The following is a 17865-nucleotide window of genomic DNA, read 5'->3' as shown; positions in this document are numbered from 1 at the left end:
CTCTTCAGACATGCATCGACACGTAAAAACATAGCTTAGCAAAGTTATTTGCTGCGAAGCTTGGCCCGAGGGCGTGAGATCGGTCACCGCCGGTGTGGGGAGCGGGGGCGCTCGATCAGTTGATGGGGGCGTTCACCCAGTGCAGGTCTTCGGCCACGCCGCGCGCGGCGACCGGTCCCTGCCCGGTCTGCCACACCTCGTTGTTGACGACGAAAACCCGGCTGTCACGGTTGGCCGCAAGCCGTCGCCAGGCGACGCTGTCGAACACCGTGGCGGCCCGCGCCTTCACTGCCGGCGAGGCGAAGGACACGTAGACGATGTCGCCGTCGGCCGCCGAGAAATCCGCCCGGCCGGCCAGATCGGCATCGTTAGCTGGGATCTCGATGTAGGGCCGATCAGTGAACCGCTGCAACGGTGGGCGGTCCACTCCGACGGCCTTGAGCACGCTGGCGGCGAAGCCGGAGGCCCCGTACACCCGCACGCTGTTGTCGGTGAACTCCACCACCGACACCTGGAAGTGGGTGGCGTCGCTGACCTCGCGGGTCTCAGCGGCGTACGCGCTGAACCTCTCGAGCACCTCGTCGGCGGCGCCGGTGCGTGCCGTCGCGGCGCCCACACCTCGCACGTTGTCCTCCCACGCCGAACCCGGCGCCCCGGTGAACACCGTGGGGGCGATCGCGGCCAGCTCCGCATATCCGGGCGTCAGGCCCTGTGCGCCCAGGATCAGGTCGGGATGCAGCTCGGCGATGGCGCCGGTATCGGGGTTGCTGCGCGAGCCCACTGCCGCGACACCGTGCACGACCGAGCCCAGGTACGACGGTTGCTTGTCCACCCCATCCGGAAGTGCGGCGCCGACCACGCGGGACTGCAGGCCCAGGGCGCACAGCGTGTCGAGCTGATCGCCGGAGAGCACCACGATGCGCTCGGCCTGCTCGGGGACCTCGACGCTGGCCGGCTCCACCTCGGCCGCGTTGTGGGCCCAGCGCATGGCCGGCCCGGGGTCGGGGTGCGCAGGCTCGGCCGCACACGACTCGTCGGGGCGACGATCATTGCCGAGCACACCGGCCCCGGCGACCATCGTCGTCGTGGTGGAGATCGAGGTCGGAGCCGTTTCGGCGGCATCGCCCGCGCATCCGGCCGTCGTGAGCAAGGTCACGGCAAGCAAAACTGCGGACGCCGCCCGCCTGTCCACCCTGGTCACGCCGTGACGTTAACACCCACGGTGGGGCAGCCCTTGACGAGACGAATACGACAGTTTGTAGGAGGCCTATACCGACCGGGCGACGCTCGGGGTTAGGATTCGACCAAGTTTCCCGGGATGCCCATGTTTGGAGGAATCTTGACCGCCGAAGCACCCCCACGCGCAGAGCTCGAGGCCAGTCGGCCCTTCCCTGCGGTGACGGGCCCCAAGGGCAGCCTGCTGTACAAGATGATCACCACCACCGATCACAAGTTGATCGGCATCATGTACTGCGTCGCCTGCATGGCCTTCTTCTTCATCGGCGGCCTGCTCGCGCTGCTCATGCGTACCGAGCTGGCGGTGCCGGGCCTGCAGTTCCTGTCCAACGAGCAGTTCAACCAGCTGTTCACCATGCACGGCACGGTGATGCTGCTCTTCTACGCCACCCCGATCGTGTTCGGGTTCTCCAACCTGGTGCTGCCGCTGCAGATCGGCGCCCCGGACGTGGCGTTCCCGCGCCTGAACGCGTTCTCGTTCTGGCTGTTCCTGTTCGGCGCGACCATCGCCCTGGCCGGCTTCATCACCCCCGGTGGTGCCGCCGACTTCGGCTGGACCGCCTACACCCCGCTGAGCGACGCGGTGCACTCCCCGGGGGCCGGCGGCGACCTGTGGATCATGGGCCTGGCCGTCGGTGGTCTGGGCACCATCCTCGGCGCGGTAAACATGATCACCACGGTGGCCTGCATGCGTGCCCCCGGTATGACCATGTTCCGGCTGCCGATCTTCACCTGGAACATCCTGGTCACGTCGATCCTGGTGCTGATCGTCTTCCCGTTGCTGACTGCGGCATTGTTCGGTTTGGCCGTCGACCGGCACCTGGGCGGGCACGTCTACGACTCGGCCAACGGTGGGGTGTTGTTGTGGCAGCACCTGTTCTGGTTCTTCGGCCACCCCGAGGTGTACATCATCGCGCTGCCGTTCTTCGGCATCGTCAGCGAAGTGTTCCCCGTGTTCGCCCGCAAGCCGATCTTCGGCTACGTCACCCTGGTGTACGCGACGCTGAGCATCGCCGCGTTGTCTGTCGCAGTGTGGGCACACCACATGTTCGCCACCGGTGCGGTGCTGCTGCCGTTCTTCTCGTTGATGACCCTGATGATCGCCATCCCGACCGGTCTGAAGTTCTTCAACTGGATCGGCACCCTGTGGCGGGGCCAGCTGACCTTCGAGACCCCGATGCTGTTCGCGATCGGCTTCATCGTCACGTTCCTGGCCGGTGGCCTGACCGGCGTGATGCTGGCCAGCCCGCCGCTGGACTTCCACGTCAGCGACAGCTACTTCCTGATCGCGCACTTCCACTACGTGCTGTTCGGCACCATCGTGTTCGCGACGTTCTCCGGGATCTACTTCTGGTTCCCGAAGATGACCGGCCGGCTGCTCGACGAGCGGCTCGGGAAGTTGCACTTCTGGTTGACCTTCATCGGGTTCCACACCACGTTCCTGATCCAGCACTGGCTGGGCAACATGGGCATGCCGCGTCGTTACGCCGACTACCTGCCCACTGACGGCTTCACCGCGTTCAACATCGTGTCGACCGTCGGGGCCTTCATCCTGGGCTCGTCGATGATCGCCTTCACCTGGAACGTCTTCAAGAGCTGGCGTTACGGCGAGGTTGTCACGGTCGACGACCCGTGGGGTTACGGCAACTCTCTGGAGTGGGCGACCAGCTGCCCGCCGCCGCGGCACAACTTCACCGAGCTGCCCCGGATCCGTTCGGAGCGGCCGGCATTCGAGCTGCACTACCCGCACATGATCGATCGGCTGCGGGCTGAAGCGCACGTCGGCCGTCACCCCGGTGACGAGTTGTACGAACCCGCAAACGCTTGATGAGCCCGCTGGGGGAGAGGCGGCGCCCGGTCAAGCCGGGCGCCCGCCAGGGGTGAGCACGCCCAAGGTGCCGGTGCTGATCACCGTCACCGGTGTCGATCAGCCCGGCGTGACGTCGGCCCTCTTCGAGGTGCTGTCGCGATACCAGGTGGCGTTGCTCAACGTCGAACAGGTCGTGGTCCGCGGCCGCCTCACGCTGGGCGTGCTGGTGTCCGTGGAGCCGGAGGTGGCTGACGGGTCGGCGTTCGCCGACGAAGTGACCACCGCGATCCGCGGTGTGGGGCTTGACGTCACGATCGAACGCAGCGATGACGCGCCGATCATCGCGGCACCGTCCACGCATCGGATCGTGGTCTTGGGACGGCCGGTGGCCGCCACGGCCCTGGGGGCACTGGCTCACGAGATCGCGGAGATCGACGCCAACATCGACATGATCCGCGGTGTGTCCGACTACCCGGTGACGGGGCTGGAACTGCGGGTCTCGGTGCCGGTCGGTGCCGCGGGCCAGTTGCAGTCCGCGCTGAGCAAAGTCGCCGCCGAGCAGCAGGTCGACGTGGCGTTCCAAGATGCCAGCCTGTCGCGCCGGACCAAACGACTGATCGTGTTCGATGTCGACTCCACCCTGATCCAGGGCGAGGTCATCGAGATGCTCGCCGACCGGGCCGGTGCCGGGGACGCGGTCGCCGCGATCACCGAGGCCGCGATGCGTGGCGAACTCGACTTCGCCGAATCGCTGCACCACCGGGTGTCCACCCTGGCCGGTCTGCCCGCCAGTGTCGTCGACGAGGTCGCCGAACAGATCGAGCTGACTCCCGGGGCCCGTACCACGGTGCGCACGCTGCGCCGCCTCGGTTTCAAATGCGGCGTGGTGTCCGGCGGCTTCCGGCAGGTGATCGAGCCGCTGGCGGCCGAGCTGCAGCTGGACTTCGTGGCAGCCAACGAGCTGGAGATCGTCGACGGCAAACTTACCGGCCGGGTGATCGGTCCGGTGGTGGACCGGGCCGGCAAGGCCGACTCGTTGCGCGAGTTCGCCGCCCAGGCGGGAGTGCCGCTGGAGCAGACGGTGGCTGTTGGCGATGGCGCCAATGACATCGACATGCTGTCCACGGCCGGCCTGGGTGTGGCGTTCAACGCCAAGCCGGCGTTGCGCGAGGTGGCCGATGCCTCGCTGAGCTACCCGTATCTGGACACGGTGCTGTTCTTGCTCGGGGTCACTCGCGCCGAGATCGAGGCCGCCGACGCGCACGATGGCGTGCTGCGCCGGGTCGAGATCCCGCCGGCCTAGCGGCGATCGCAAGCGCGGCGGAGCCGGGCGCTGCGGGTCGCCGCCATCGGCTTAGCGGCGATCGCAAGCGCGGCGGAGCCGGGCGTTGCGGGTCGCCGCCATCGGCCTAGCGCGTTACAGCAACGCCCCGATCAACGCCAATGGCAGGAGTCCGGCGGTGGCGGCGAGCGGTATCCCGATGGCGTCGAGGAGATCGCCCTCAGCGATCTCGGACATGAAGACGTTGTAGCTGTACTCGGGCAGCGTGAACAGCAAGGCGCTGAGCATGTCGATCGGCGGGTAACCCGTATGCGGCGGGAACGATCCGAAGAGGTCGTCCCACGTGGTGGGCACCGTGACTCCGACAGAGGTCTCTCCACCGTCCATGATGCCGGCCATGCCCGCCAACTGTTCGGCCCACTCCGGCAGCGTGTAGACGTAGTTGGCCGGATCCATCAAGGTGTTGAAGGCGTCGGTGATGCCCTTCTGCACGCCGTCGAACAGTGCTTGCGGAACCTGCTGCAGGACACTGAAATCGGGCAGGACTCCGATGCCGGTGGGGGTGTCCGCGAAGTCCGGGCTCCAGCCGTGCTCGATGTTGCCGTATCCCAGATTCACCAGCACCCGCAGTGCCGGATCAAGCAGATCGACCAGCGGGTTGCCGATGTAGGGCAGCAGTTGCAGCGGAGCCAGCAGCGGCAACGTGCTGGAGGGGATCATGTAATAGTCGGTCAAGAGGTCGGGGCTTGACGTTGGAAGGGCCACCGCGTTTGCGATGTCCTCGGGACTGAGCCCCAGGTAGGTCGTGTGCGCGAAGATGATGCCCATCACGGCGTTGATCGTGGACAAGAAGTTGAGCGAATACTGCGGAAAATTGGCGAAACCGTCGTACTCGGTGGTGTAGACGGTGGTGGGGAAAAGGTTGGCGGGCGCTGCGCCGCTGAATGTCATTCCGACGCTGGGCAGTTCCGGATACGTACCTGTCGGAAGGTCGAAGCGGGCCAGCATGCCGCCGTTGGGAAGGCTCTCGTTGCCGATCAGCACGAAGTGCACGTAGTCGCTGGGCACGCCCTGGTCGGCGAGTTGTTGCATCAGTAGCGACGAGATCACCGCGCTTTGCGACCACCCGAACACCACGACGGGGTTCTCGGCGTCGACCTGACCGCCGGCGATCTGCTCGAGGATCGCGGCCTCCAGGATCTGGCTGCCTTCATCCACCGAACTGTCGAAAGTCCCGGTGAACGCGCCCAGGAACGGGTACAGCGTTTCGGGGGTGCTCAGGATCTGGGTGGTGCCGGTGAAGCCGAGGGGCGCCAGGTAGAGCTCGTTGACCAGGTCCGCGTAGCCGGGTCCGGGCGTCGGCATGCCGCTGCCACCCATGATCAGCGCGGTTCCGCCGCCCAGCGGCAGTCCGGCGCCGGCGAGCTGGACCGCTTGGACCGCCGGCGCCGCGGCACCCGCAGGGGAGGGGCAGACGATGAGACCGGCACTGACAAGCCCGACCGCGACAGCACTGGAAATACGGACCATCGAAGCTCCCTGAAATAAACCCTAAGTATTGATGAGCGCGAACCGTGCAACACATTACAACAGGGCCACCTGGAGTTACTGGCAAGAACATCGATCGAAAATGCGTCCCGGCTCTCGTACCCCGGTCGGTCGTCGCGCAGCCGGGATACGGCACGATAGGGCCGTGCCCGATACCGGACGTTCCGCTCCCGCAACCGGGGCCGATCAGGATCTGTTGATCCACTTCGAGGGCATTTCGCTGTGCCGTGACGGGCGCTCTCTGGTGGGGCCGCTGGACTGGTCGGTCGAACTCGACGAACGTTGGGTGATCATCGGTCCCAACGGGGCGGGCAAGACGTCGCTGTTGCGGATCGCCGCCGCCACCGAACACCCGTCCTCGGGTGTGGCCTACGTGTTGGGTGAACAGCTGGGCCGGGTCGACACCACCGAGCTGCGGGCCCGCGTCGGACTGAGTTCCTCCTCACTGGCGCAGCGGATCCCAGGCGGAGAAACGGTCAGCGACCTGGTCATCTCGGCGGGCTACGCGGTGCTGGGACGGTGGCGGGAACGCTACGACGCCGTCGACCACGAGCGGGCGGTCGACCTGTTGGAGAGCCTGGGCGCCGAGCACCTGGCCGATCGCACCTACGGCACTTTGAGCGAAGGTGAGCGCAAGCGGGTGCTGATCGCCCGCGCCCTGATGACCGACCCAGAACTGCTGCTGCTCGACGAGCCGGCGGCCGGCTTGGACCTGGGCGGGCGCGAGGAACTGGTGGCGCGGCTGGGGGATCTGGCCGCCGACCCGGACGCCCCGGCGATTGTGCTGGTCACCCACCATGTCGAGGAGATCCCGATCGGATTCAGTCACTGCCTGCTGCTGGCCGAGGGCCGCGCGGTGGCTGCCGGGCTGCTCGAGGACGTGCTCACGGCCGAGAACCTGTCGGCCACGTTTGGCCAGTCGATCTCCCTGGATGTTATCGACGGGCGCTACTTCGCGCGCCGGACCCGTAGTCGAGCAGCCCACCGGAGGCGCGCATGAACGAACCCCAGGCACCCTTGCCCACGCGGCCTGCCGCGACGGTGATGCTGGTACGCGAGGACGCCGCCGGAGGGCAGGGTCTCGACGTGTTCTTGATGCGCCGCCACGCCGCGATGGAGTTCGCAGCCGGGGTGATGGTGTTTCCCGGCGGTGGCGTGGACGACCGTGACCGCAGCACCGAGATCGCCTGGCACGGTCCGGAGCCGACGTGGTGGGCGCAGCGTTTCGGCGTCGACGTCGACCTGGCCGCGGCCCTGGTGTGCGCGGCCGCACGTGAGACGTTCGAGGAATCCGGGGTGCTGTTCGCCGGCCCCGCCGATGACCCGGACCGGTTGGTCTCCGACGCCTCGGTATATGCCGAGTCTCGGCGAGCGCTGAACGCCGGCGAGCTGTCGTTCGCCGACTTTCTGCGCACCGAGCATCTGGTGCTGCATGCCGAGCTGCTGCGGCCCTGGGCGAACTGGGTGACTCCGGAAGCCGAGCGCACCCGCCGCTACGACACCTACTTCTTTGTGGGCGCACTGCCGGTCGGGCAGCGCGCGGACGGCGAGAACACCGAATCCGACCGCGCCGGTTGGCTCACGCCCGAAGCCGCGATCGAAGACTTCGCGGCCGGGAACAGCTTCTTGCTGCCGCCGACCTGGACGCAGCTGGATTCGCTTATCGGCCGCAGCATCGAGGCCGTGATGGCGGTGGAACGGCAGATCGTGGTGGTGCAGCCGGACCTGGCGCGCCGGGGTGACAACTGGGAGATCGAGTTCTTCAACTCCGACCGTTACAACGCAGCGCGCGGGAAGCGATGGCCCGGATGAGCGAATTCGTATCGGTGCACACCTCAGCCGAGGAGCCCGGGGTGGCCACCCTGGTGATCTCCCGGGCGCCGACCAATGCCATGACCCGGCAGGTCTACCGCGAGATCGTCGCGGCTGCGGCCGAGGCGTCGGCACGCGACGACGTCGCCGCTGTGGTGTTGTACGGGGGCCACGAGATCTTTTGCGCCGGTGACGACGTGCCCGAACTGCGCACGCTGATCGCGGCCGAGGCGCAGGTCTTCGCCCGCGTGCGCCACGATGCCGTGCAGGCGGTCGCGGCGATCGGAAAGCCGACGGTGGCGGCGATCACCGGGTACGCACTAGGCAGTGGCCTGGCGCTGGCGCTGGCCGCGGACTGGCGAATCAGCGGCGACAACGTCAAGTTCGGCGCGACCGAGATTCTGGCCGGCCTGGCTCCCGATGGTGGCGGATTGGCTCGTCTGGCTCGAACCATCGGAGCCAGCCGCGCCAAGGAATTGGCCTACAGCGGACGGTTCTTCGATGCCGAAGAGGCGCTGGCCCTGGGGTTGGTCGACGACATGGTCGCACCCGACGGCGTCTACGAGGCCGCGCTCGGCTGGGCCCGCCGATTCGTCGACACCCCGGCGCAGGCACTGGCTGCGGCCAAGGCCTCCATCGACTCCATCGAGACCGAGCCTGCGGCAGACCGGGCCGCCGCCGACCAGCGTCGCTACGGTGAGCTGTTCGCCGCCGGCATCGGCCCCGCAGGGGAAGGCTCTTAGGCGCCACGCCAGAACGACTTGGGGCAGTGACGGTTTCTTTTCAAGTTTTTATCAGCTAACGTCCAGTCAGCGGCGAGGGCCGCCACGATCCCGGCGTTAGGAACCCACCATGCAGTCAGCCGCCATCCGTCCCTGGACCACCGCAGCCGTCGCGCTGCTGGGCGCGGGCGCCGTCGCGGCCGGCCCGGTCGTGATGCCGCAGGCCGGAGCGGTCGCGGTTGACATTCTGTTGGCCGCCCAGGACATCACGATCGACCTGGTGCGCCATGGCCAGTCGGTGGACAACGCCACCGACATCTTGGGCACCCTTCCGCCGGGTGCTGCGCTCACCACACTCGGGGAACAGCAGGCCGCCTACCTAGCCGACCCCACCAACCCGCTGCGCCTTGCCGACCCCGACTACTACAGCGGCATTTACGCTTCCGAGTTCCTCCGCTCGCAGGAAACGGCCGGCGGGTGGCTGAGCGCCGCAGGCGCGCCGGACACACCGCTGGCGATCCTGGCCGGGCTCAACGAGATCAATGCCGGCTGGTTCGAAGGCCAAGACCTCAACATCCTCACCGAGATCGCCTACGCCCTGCCGACGTTCATGTGGGCCTTGGGCCAGTACTGGGTGCCGATGCTGGGATCTGAGATCGACCCCAACGGGGTGGCGTTCAATGATCGCGTCACCGACGCGATCGCGGCCATCTACAGCAACACCGTCTCCGACCCGGAAAGCTCGCTCAACGACGTGGCGTTCGCGCACGCCGGAACGATCGCGATCTGGACGTTGATGAACGTCAAGAACCCCGACTTCGGGCTGGTCCTCTCCGAACTACTCGACACCCACACCCCACTGGGCAACACCGGCCAGGTCGTCATCGAGGGCAACCCCACCGACGGCTGGACGCTGGTGAGCTGGGCCGGTCACGAGGTGTCAGCGACGCCGGACCTGTTGACCGGGCTGTTCGTCGACTGGCGGGACCTGAACGTCGCGCCGCAGATCGCGACCTGGCACATCCTGGAGGCGTTGCAGGGCGGGGACCAGGCCGAGATCGCCGCCGCCGTGCAGACCGGGTTCGACCAGGTCCTCGGGGCTATCACCGCGTTCCCGCAGGCCGTGTTCGACACCATCACCGGAGCGCTGGGCGGCTAGCGCTCAGCGCAGAAATCTAGCAAGTTCAGCATTGACATAGGTAAATCATCGGGATACTTTCAGCGAAGTATTGCGCTACGCGTCGGAGCGTAACGGAAGCTACGGACTCGCTGAAGGAGAAGGCCATGTACCAAACCCGCCCGTGGATCACCGCCGGAGTCGCGCTCGTCGGCGCCGGCCTCGTGGCTGTCGGCCCGATGGCTCCGATAGCCGGGTCGCTGCCCGTCGTCGATGTGCCCAACATCCAACTGGCCGCCGCGGACATCGTGCTGGATCTGGTCCGGCACGGGCAGTCGACAGAAAACGTGTCGGACTACGTCGGGACGACGCCCCCGGGTGCACCGCTCACCGACCTGGGGCAGCAACAGGCCATTGCCGTCGGGAACGGCCTCTACAACGGGGGCGACAACAACATTGGCGGGGTGTACGCCTCGGAGTTCCTGCGCGCCCAGCAGACGGCGTGGCCGCTGATCCAGTTGCTGACCGGACAGCCTGTCGATCCGGCCAACTTCCCGGACGGGCCGACACCGCTGCTTGCGCCCGATCAGATCCTGTCCGGGCTCGGCGAGATCAACGCCGGGTGGCTGGAAGGACAGAGCGGCACGCTGCCCGGACTCCTCTACCTCCTGCCCACCATCGCGTGGATGACCGGGAACTACTGGGTGCCGATGCTCGGCTCGGACATCAACCCCAACGGAATGGCATTCCAGGACAACTACGGTGGTGCCATCCAAGCGATCTACGACGCCAGCACGGCAGACGGCGACAGCACCGGGACCGATGTGGCGTTCTCGCACGGCGCGGCGATCATGGCGTGGACGATGATGAACGTCGACAACCCCGACTGGGGGCTGTTCTTGGAGACGCTGTCCGGCGACCGCGGGCTACCGAACACCGGCCAGGTCGTGGTCGAGGGCAACCCGACCGACGGCTGGACCCTGGTCAGCTGGAACGGTCAGGCCGTTGATGCGCAGCCGGATCTGCTCACCGGGCTGTTCGTCGACTGGCGTGACCTGATTGTCGCCCCGCAGATGGCCGGCTGGCACGTCTGGGAGGCCATCCTGGGCGGCGACCCCTCCGACATCTTGGCTGCGCTGCAGACCGGCTTCAGCGACGTGTTCTCGGCGCTGGTGGAGTTCCCGCAGGCAGTGATCGACACCATCACCGGTGCGTTCGGCGATGCCGCAGGCAGCGGCTCGGCCGACGCGTGGGGCGATCTGCTGGGGGCCCTGGCGATCTAGTCGCAGTGGTACTCAAGCCCGGGTGCGGCGGTAACTTGCCGCACCCGGGCTTCGCCGTGCCTGAACGCGAACCTGCGATCTCCTGAAGGCCGGGTATTGCCCAGCTCTCCCTCGCATAGATAGCATGTGATATCGGTCACACGGCGTCTGTCTGGGGGGATGGACATGCAGCGAGTCGTCAATCGTATGTGGGTAGCCGCCGGCATCACGCTGGTCGGACTTGGGGCCGCCGCCGTCACTCCGGTGGCGCCCGTGCCGTCCGCAGTGTCTGTCGTCGACATCGCGCTCACCGCGGATGCCGAGCAGATCACGTTGGACCTGGTGCGGCACGGGCAATCGACCGACGACCTGAACAACATCCTCGGCACGCTCCCACCCGGTGCTCCGCTCACCGAGGCGGGCGTCCAGCAGGCGAATGCCGTCGCCCAGGCCATTCAGGCGGCTTTCCCGAACGGCATCTCCGGAATCTATGCCTCGGAACTCATTCGGACCCAGGAGACCGCCGACCCGCTGGCTCAAGCCTTGACGATGGACGTGCAGATCCTTGCTGGGCTCAACGAGGTGGGCGCCGGCATGTTCGAAGGCCAGCCGCGTGACCTGGCCACCGAGATCGGCTACTTCGCGCCGATGGCGGCGTGGGTGCTCGGCTTCGTGCTAGTGCCCGAGATCGGCGGCATCAACGGGGTGCAGTTCGACGATCAGGTCGGCGGCGCCATCGACACCATCTACAACAACACCATCGCCGGCGACGGCCCACTCGCCGACGTGGCGTACACCAGCGGCGGAGTGATCGCCATCTGGACGTTGATGAACGTCAACAACCCGCCCATCTTGCTGTTGCTGCAGCAGTTACTCGAGACACTGGGGCCACCCCCGAATGCGGGCCAAGCCATCCTGCAGGGCAGCCCCACCGACGGCTGGACGATGGTCAGCTGGGACGGCACGCCGGTCCCGGCGACGCCGGATCTGTTCACCGGTTTGTTCGTCGACGTCCGAGACCTGATCGTCGCGCCGCAGGTGGCTGCCTGGCACGTCTGGGAGGCCATCCAGGGTGGCGATTCCGCCGACATCACCGGTGCGCTGCAGACCGGCTTCAACGACGTGGTCGCGGCGTTCACCGCGTTCCCGCAGGCGGTAATCGACACCATCACCGGCGCTCTGGGCGACAGCACCGGCTCGGTAGCTGCCTCGGTGGCAGACGGCTTGGCGGGAGCGATCTGAGCCTGTATGGACCTGGCGGCGCCCGACTTCGTCGTTCTTGCAGTCACCGCTTAGGCTGACTCACTATGACGAGCACGGACCCGACGCCGAACCCGCACGCCACCGCCGAGCAGGTGGAGGCGGCCCGGCATGACAGCAAGCTCGCTCAGGTGCTCTATCACGACTGGGAGGCCGAGCAGTACGACGAGAAGTGGTCGATCTCCTACGACGAGCGCTGTATCGACTACGCCCGGGGCCGCTTCGACGCGATCGTGCCGGCCGCGGAACGGGCCGGGGAAGCGCCGCTGTATGACCGGGCGCTAGAACTGGGCTGCGGTACGGGATTCTTCCTGCTCAACCTGATGCAGTCCGGCGTGGCGCGGCGCGGCTCGGTCACCGACTTGTCGCCCGGCATGGTCAAGGTCGCCACCCGCAACGGTCAGGCCCTCGGCCTGGACGTCGACGGTCGGGTCGCCGACGCCGAGGGCATCCCGTACGAGGACAACACCTTCGACCTGGTGGTCGGCCACGCGGTGCTGCACCACATTCCCGACGTCGAACTGTCGCTGCGCGAGGTAGTCCGGGTGCTCAAGCCCGGTGGGCGGTTCATCTTCGCCGGCGAGCCCACCACCGTGGGCAATTTCTATGCGCGGCGGCTGGCCGACCTGACCTGGAAGACCACGGTCGCGGCGATGAAGCTGCCCGGAATGGGCTCCTGGCGCCGGCCGCAGGAAGAGCTCGACGAGAACTCCCGCGCCGCTGCCCTCGAGTGGATCGTGGACCTGCACACCTTCGAGCCGCGCGACCTGGAGCGGATGGCGACCAACGCCGGCGCGGCCGAGGTGCAGACCGCCAGCGAAGAGTTCACCGCCGCCATGCTGGGTTGGCCGGTCCGCACCTTCGAGTCGACAGTCCCGCCGGGCAAGCTCGGCTGGGGCTGGGCGCGATTCGCTTTCGGCAGCTGGACGGCCCTGAGCTGGGTGGACGCCAATATCTGGCGCCGGGTGGTGCCCAAGGGCTGGTTCTACAACCTGATGATCACCGGGGTCAAACCGTCCTGACTGCGGGCTTCAGATTTGAAGTCGACGACGTCGGCTATCTGAGCTCGCCGGTCGGGGAAGCCGACCTGGCCGAGGTCACCGGCTTTGCGCTCACCGACGCCACCCGGATCGCCGACATCGCCGCCCTGCGCGGCCGTTTCGGAGCCCGGACGCCCGCGCTGGTCGAGACCGTTCTGCTGCGCCGGCGTGCCGCGGCCAAACTGGCTGAGCTGCCTGGGACGTCGCGGTGGCTGTTCACCGACGAGGCGCTGCAGCAGGCCAGCGCCGCGCCGGTGGCACGGCACCGGGCGCAACGCATCGCAGCCGCGGCACCGGGTGCCGTCGTGCACGACGTGACCTGCTCGGTCGGCACCGAGCTGGCAGCGCTGTCCGAGCTGATCGATCGGGTGCTGGGTAGCGACCTCGACCCGGTACGGCTGGCGATGGCGCGCCACAACCTGGGCAATGGCGTCGACGGCGTGGTACGGGCCGATGCTTTGGCGCCGGTCAGCCGCGACACGGTGGTGCTGGCCGACCCCGGCCGGCGCGGCGGCGGCCGGCGGCGTTTCGACCCGGCCGACTACCAGCCCGCTCTGGACCGGCTGATGGAGGTCTACCGCGACCGCGACTTGGTGGTAAAGGCCGCTCCCGGAATCGATTTCGAGAAGATCCGGCAACTGGGATTTGCCGGCGAGATCGAAGTCACCTCCTGGCGTGCCTCGGTGCGCGAAGCCTGCCTGTGGTCGCCCGGCCTGTCCGGACCTGGGGTACGCCGCCGCGCGGTGATCCTCGACCGCGGCGAGCAGATCACCGACGCCGAGCCCGACGACTGCGACGTGCGGCCGGCGGGGCGCTGGCTCGTCGACCCCGACGGCGCGGTGGTGCGGGCCGGCCTGGTCCGCCAGTACGGCGCCCGGCACGGGCTCTGGCAGCTCGATCCCGACATCGCCTACCTCTCCGGTGACGAACTACCGGATGGCGTACGCGGATTCGAGGTGCTCGAAACGCTGGCCTACAGCGAAAAGCGCCTTCGCCAGGTGTTGACGGCACGCGACTGCGGTGCGCTGGAAATCCTGGTGCGGGGCGTGCGCGACGTGCAGGCCGATCCCGATGGTCTGCGCCGCCGATTGCGGTTGCGCGGGACGCAGGCCCTGTCGGTGGTGGTCACCCGCATCGGGACGGGGGCGGCGGCGCGGGCGATTGCGTTCGTCTGCCGTCCGTCGCGCTGAGCGCGCCTCAGTCGTCCTCGACAAGCCGCAGCGCAAAGGCCGGGCAGACGGCGACCGCCTGTTGCAGCAGCTTGCGGTCGTCGGCGTGAACGTTTTCATGGTGCACGACAACGACACCGTCATCTGCGACTTCGAAGACGTCCGGATGGACCGCCTCGCACAAGCCGTTTCCCATGCACTTGTCACGGTCAGCAATGACTTTCATCGCGTTATGCCTCGGGAACGAACGTCAGGCGATCGGGACGCCGAACATACATGCCCTCGGCGTATTCGATGGCGTCGCAATCGACTCCGAAGTCCGGGCAGCGGGCCAGCAGCTCCTCCAACACCACCCGCGACTGCATCCGTGCCGCGGTGTTGCCGATGCAATGGTGGTTGCCCTGACTAAAGCTCAGGATTCCCTGCGGCTTGCGATGCACGTCCAGTTGGTCGGCGTCCGGTCCGTATTGGCGCGGGTCGCGATTCGCCGATGCGTACAACAGCAAGGTCTTGCGGCCGGCCGGGATGGTCACACCATCGATCTGGACGTCGCGGGTAGTCAGCCGGGACAGCCCCTGTACCGGCGAGGTCAGGCGGAGGAACTCCTCAACCGCCGTGGTGATGCTGCTGGGGTCGGCGATCAACTGTGACCGCTGATCGCGGTGCTCGGTAAGCAATTGGGCGCTGCCGCCGAGCATTCCAATGATTGTGTCGTTGCCGCCGGCGATCATGGTGAAGGCCCATCCCAAGACCCTTCCGAGGCTGTCGGCGTCGCTGCCGAAGCCGAGAGCGATCAGGTGCGAGACGGTATCGTCGCCCGGATCCTGCTTGCGTCGTTCGACCAGCTCGGTGAAGTAGCCGAAGAGTTCGACAATCGCATCAACGGCGCCGGCCTGCGTCCCGGTCGCATTGGCTTCGACGATGTTATCGGCCCAGTCGTTGAACCGGCTTCGATCGGCCTCCGGCACACCCAGATAGTGGGCGACCACCATGTTGGCCAACGGCTTGAACAGTTCGGCAACGATGTCGCCGCCGCCTTGCGCGCGTAACCGTTCGATGCGCTCCGCCGCGAATTCGCGCACTGCCGGCTCGATCGTCACGATCTGTCTCGGGGTGAAGCCCTTGTGGACCACCCGGCGGAACTCACTGTGCGCCGGGGGATCGAGCATCACCAGCGGAGCCTTCTGCTCGGCGATACCCAAGCGCTCCATCTCGCCGTAGTCGATGGTCAAGCCCTGCGCGGAGGAGAACGTCTCCCAGTCACGTGCCGCGGCGCTGACGTCGGCATACCGTGACAGCACCCAGTAATCGTTGTGTGGCGCATGCTCCGGTACCACTTGGTGGACCGGGTCGTATTCGCGCAGCGCGGCATACATCGGCCAGGGATCGCGCCAGGACTCGCCGCCGCGCGGTATGAAGGTCGCCTGGCCAGGCGCTGTCGTGATCATTGCACTCCCGTCTCGAAGTCTCATCGGTGCCGACCGTGGTCAGCCGAACAGCATTGCCACGTAGGCGCTCGGGTCCAGCGCCGCGCCCAGGTCCAGACCAGCCCAGCTGGACGGATCCGGGAGCGCGCCGAGATCAAAACCCGAACGCGAAAGCTCCGGCAGGAAGGCCCATTCGAGAGCCGCCAACGGGTTCGCCACGTCGGGCATACCGCCGGTCGCGGTGAAGACCGAGGTGGCCAGGTCGTCGCGGGCGTTGAGAATGCCGGAGATGATGCTGGTGTTCGGATCGAACAGCGAGTCGCTGAGGATCGTGCCGAATTGCTGGCCGCCGGCGAACAGCGCCGTCAGCACCTGCCCCAGATCTCCCGACGACAGCGCGCCCTGAACAGCGTCGGTCGTTTGGTCGAAGTTCTTCTCCAGCAAGGCCTGCGTCAGCTGGATCGGCAACAAGATGTCTTTCATCGCCAGATCCCAGTTGTCCTGTATCGCGGTCATGCTGGCCGAAGGATCGGTCAAGAAGGACTTGGTCAGGGCGAGCATGTCGGGGCCAAGCGCCGGAGTGAACCGCAGCCACATCGGCGTCTCGGGCTGCTCACCGAAGACCGCGGTGTAATTGTCGGTGCCCATGGCGTTCTCGATGTCGTGCAGCCACAACTGTTGCGTCACCCAGCCGGGCTGTCCGTCCACTCGGGCGCTGTCCAACGCGTAGTTGTAGGACAGCACCCGCGCGGTCATATCGGCGGCGTACTGCGCAGGGCTGACGGCCGGCGTATCGGCCGGCAGGTACTTGACCACCTCGTCGACCGGCACCACCTGGGTCTCCACCGGCAGCGGAACCGGAGGCCGGTCGGCGAGCGGAATGTTCTGGTAGCGCATGTAGATCTCACCGCTGGTGACTCCGCCGCTGTCCAGCCAGTTCGCCACCCCGGGGTTCGTGGCGCTGACGACGTAGTAGGTGTAGCCGTCGTCGGAAAGGAACGATTGGGTGCCGTTGAGGCTGGTCTGCGCCAACGTGGCGGGCAGATTTGTGGCGTAGGCGTTCATCAGCTCGATTCCGTTCATTCCGGCGGAATCGATCTGGGGAATCTTGACGATTAGCGCTTCGCCGGGCTGCAGGTCGAAATGGCCCGACGAGACGGCGGCACTGGGCAGGGCGACGCCGTAACCGCTTTGCGATTCCAGGTCGCTCATCGTGTTAGGCGGCTGCAAGATTCCGGCGGCACCGGCGAGCTGCATATTCAACTGATTGAACGGGATCACGCCCGGAGCCACCCTGTTCAGGAGCTGACTGATGATGTCACGGGACAGGCCGGTGTCGGTGATACCGGCCGGGATCGGCGCGCAGTCGCTCACGCAGTCGATGCGAAAGCTGCTGCCGCCCAATGCCCACTGGCTCAGCATGTCTCGGATCAGCAGTGAGTTGATGTCGCTGCTGTCGATGAAGTTGACTGCGCCGTCCGGCCTTTCGGGGCCGATGACAACGGTGAACGTCCCGTCGGGATTGACCGTCAAACCGCTGCCGAGCTCCAGGGCGCCGCCGCCTTCGGCCGAGGATCCCCCGACTGTGATCGGCATGAGCGCCATGCCGCCGGTGCCCTTGCCGACGGTGCCGGTGAGTTCGTAGGTCGCGTTCGGGTCGAAGCCCTGGGCGGTGCGGTAGTAGATGTCGGGCGTATAGAACTGGAAGTACGGGCGGTAGGCAGCCGAATCCCCGGCGGTCACCTCGGGGACCTGAACGAAGACTTGGCCGTGGGTGAGCTGCGACAGGCCCGAGGACATGAGCAGTTGGAAGTTGGTGGCCTGCAGACTCGCCAGCAGCATGGCGTTGCTGTCCGGGGTGGCGAAGGGCAACGCTTCGAATCCCTGCTGGGCCAGCTGCATGTTGGCCAGGATCTGGTCGATCACCGGCTGCAACGAACTGTCCGCCGAAACCAGCGAGACGGGCAGCGCCGCCGCCGGGGCGGCCTGCTGCGCGGTGACTCCCAGCACCAGGGCCCCGGTCAGTGCCGTCGTCACCAGCTGTGCCGCCCGGACAACGCGGGCCGACGCGGCACCTCTGGCGCCCCGTCGTTGCGCGCTGCCGGGTAGTGGCCTTCCGATTGCCGGCGTAAACCCAACCGGTCGACCAGCCGTCGTCGTTGTGCTCATGGGGCTCCCTT

General features: G+C 67.0%; 15 protein-coding genes. 10 read left to right on the top strand and 5 right to left on the bottom strand.

Annotation, left to right across the window (positions count from 1 at the left end):
• Positions 1 to 115: 115 nt before the first annotated feature.
• Positions 116 to 1201 carry an iron-siderophore ABC transporter substrate-binding protein gene (locus ACKY0X_RS15145; protein WP_409426705.1) on the bottom strand — a complete coding sequence of 362 codons (1086 nt, stop codon included), beginning with the start codon at positions 1199 to 1201 and terminating at the stop codon, positions 116 to 118.
• 138 nt (positions 1202 to 1339) lie between these two features.
• Here ACKY0X_RS15145 and ctaD point away from each other — a divergent pair, with 138 nt between their 5' ends.
• Both ctaD and serB read left to right on the top strand, forming a co-directional pair.
• The gene (gene ctaD, locus ACKY0X_RS15140; protein WP_409426704.1) at positions 1340 to 3064 is read left to right on the top strand and encodes a cytochrome c oxidase subunit I; all 1725 of its coding nucleotides are present in this window, start codon (positions 1340 to 1342) and stop codon (positions 3062 to 3064) included.
• A 52-nt stretch (positions 3065 to 3116) separates the two neighbouring features.
• Complete coding sequence (serB, locus tag ACKY0X_RS15135) at positions 3117 to 4349, top strand: phosphoserine phosphatase SerB (protein ID WP_409426703.1); 1233 nt, start codon at positions 3117 to 3119, stop codon at positions 4347 to 4349.
• Between the two features lie 114 nt (positions 4350 to 4463).
• On the opposite strand, the gene ACKY0X_RS15130 is transcribed toward serB, so the two are convergent.
• On the bottom strand, positions 4464 to 5858 hold the full coding sequence (locus ACKY0X_RS15130; RefSeq protein WP_409426702.1) for a PE-PPE domain-containing protein: 1395 nt from the start codon (positions 5856 to 5858) through the stop codon (positions 4464 to 4466).
• 145 nt (positions 5859 to 6003) lie between these two features.
• On the opposite strand from ACKY0X_RS15130, the gene ACKY0X_RS15125 reads away from it, so the two are divergent.
• The 8 genes from ACKY0X_RS15125 to ACKY0X_RS15090 all read left to right on the top strand — a co-directional run bounded on the left by ACKY0X_RS15125 (position 6004) and on the right by ACKY0X_RS15090 (position 14279).
• Positions 6004 to 6876: an ABC transporter ATP-binding protein gene (locus ACKY0X_RS15125; RefSeq protein ID WP_406757625.1), complete on the top strand. Its 873-nt coding sequence runs from the start codon at positions 6004 to 6006 to the stop codon at positions 6874 to 6876.
• Positions 6873 to 7688 carry an NUDIX hydrolase gene (locus ACKY0X_RS15120; RefSeq protein ID WP_409426701.1) on the top strand — a complete coding sequence of 272 codons (816 nt, stop codon included), beginning with the start codon at positions 6873 to 6875 and terminating at the stop codon, positions 7686 to 7688. Before ACKY0X_RS15125 ends, ACKY0X_RS15120 begins: the two co-directional genes overlap by 4 nt.
• Positions 7676 to 8431 carry an enoyl-CoA hydratase gene (locus ACKY0X_RS15115; RefSeq protein ID WP_409426700.1) on the top strand — a complete coding sequence of 252 codons (756 nt, stop codon included), beginning with the start codon at positions 7676 to 7678 and terminating at the stop codon, positions 8429 to 8431. The genes ACKY0X_RS15120 and ACKY0X_RS15115 overlap by 13 nt, the downstream gene beginning before the upstream one ends.
• A gap of 109 nt (positions 8432 to 8540) precedes the next feature.
• Positions 8541 to 9569: a histidine phosphatase family protein gene (locus tag ACKY0X_RS15110; RefSeq protein ID WP_409426699.1), complete on the top strand. Its 1029-nt coding sequence runs from the start codon at positions 8541 to 8543 to the stop codon at positions 9567 to 9569.
• Positions 9570 to 9694: 125 nt separating this feature from the next.
• Positions 9695 to 10810 carry a histidine phosphatase family protein gene (locus tag ACKY0X_RS15105; RefSeq protein ID WP_409426698.1) on the top strand — a complete coding sequence of 372 codons (1116 nt, stop codon included), beginning with the start codon at positions 9695 to 9697 and terminating at the stop codon, positions 10808 to 10810.
• Between the two features lie 186 nt (positions 10811 to 10996).
• Entirely contained in the window at positions 10997 to 12031 is a 1035-nt protein-coding gene (locus ACKY0X_RS15100; RefSeq protein WP_409426697.1) for a histidine phosphatase family protein, read from the top strand.
• A 65-nt stretch (positions 12032 to 12096) separates the two neighbouring features.
• A complete protein-coding gene (locus tag ACKY0X_RS15095; protein ID WP_409426696.1) occupies positions 12097 to 13071 on the top strand; it encodes a class I SAM-dependent methyltransferase in 975 nt (324 codons plus the stop codon).
• Complete coding sequence (locus ACKY0X_RS15090) at positions 13029 to 14279, top strand: THUMP-like domain-containing protein (RefSeq protein ID WP_409429648.1); 1251 nt, start codon at positions 13029 to 13031, stop codon at positions 14277 to 14279. The genes ACKY0X_RS15095 and ACKY0X_RS15090 overlap by 43 nt, the downstream gene beginning before the upstream one ends.
• Positions 14280 to 14286: 7 nt before the next feature.
• Here ACKY0X_RS15090 and ACKY0X_RS15085 read toward each other — a convergent pair whose 3' ends face one another.
• From ACKY0X_RS15085 to ACKY0X_RS15075, 3 genes are read right to left on the bottom strand one after another with little or no spacing between them, the layout of a single operon-like run.
• Complete coding sequence (locus tag ACKY0X_RS15085) at positions 14287 to 14484, bottom strand: ferredoxin (RefSeq protein ID WP_409426695.1); 198 nt, start codon at positions 14482 to 14484, stop codon at positions 14287 to 14289.
• A 4-nt stretch (positions 14485 to 14488) separates the two neighbouring features.
• The gene (locus ACKY0X_RS15080; RefSeq protein ID WP_409426694.1) at positions 14489 to 15706 is read right to left on the bottom strand and encodes a cytochrome P450; all 1218 of its coding nucleotides are present in this window, start codon (positions 15704 to 15706) and stop codon (positions 14489 to 14491) included.
• 39 nt (positions 15707 to 15745) lie between these two features.
• On the bottom strand, positions 15746 to 17722 hold the full coding sequence (locus tag ACKY0X_RS15075) for a hypothetical protein (protein ID WP_409426693.1): 1977 nt from the start codon (positions 17720 to 17722) through the stop codon (positions 15746 to 15748).
• Positions 17723 to 17865 lie beyond the last annotated feature (143 nt).

Source organism: Mycobacterium sp. SMC-11, assembly GCF_046250095.1.
Classification (GTDB): Bacteria; Actinomycetota; Actinomycetes; order Mycobacteriales; family Mycobacteriaceae; genus Mycobacterium; species Mycobacterium heraklionense_A.
The sequence above is the reverse complement of the archived record's forward strand: the minus strand, read 5'-3'. Positions and strand labels throughout refer to the sequence as shown.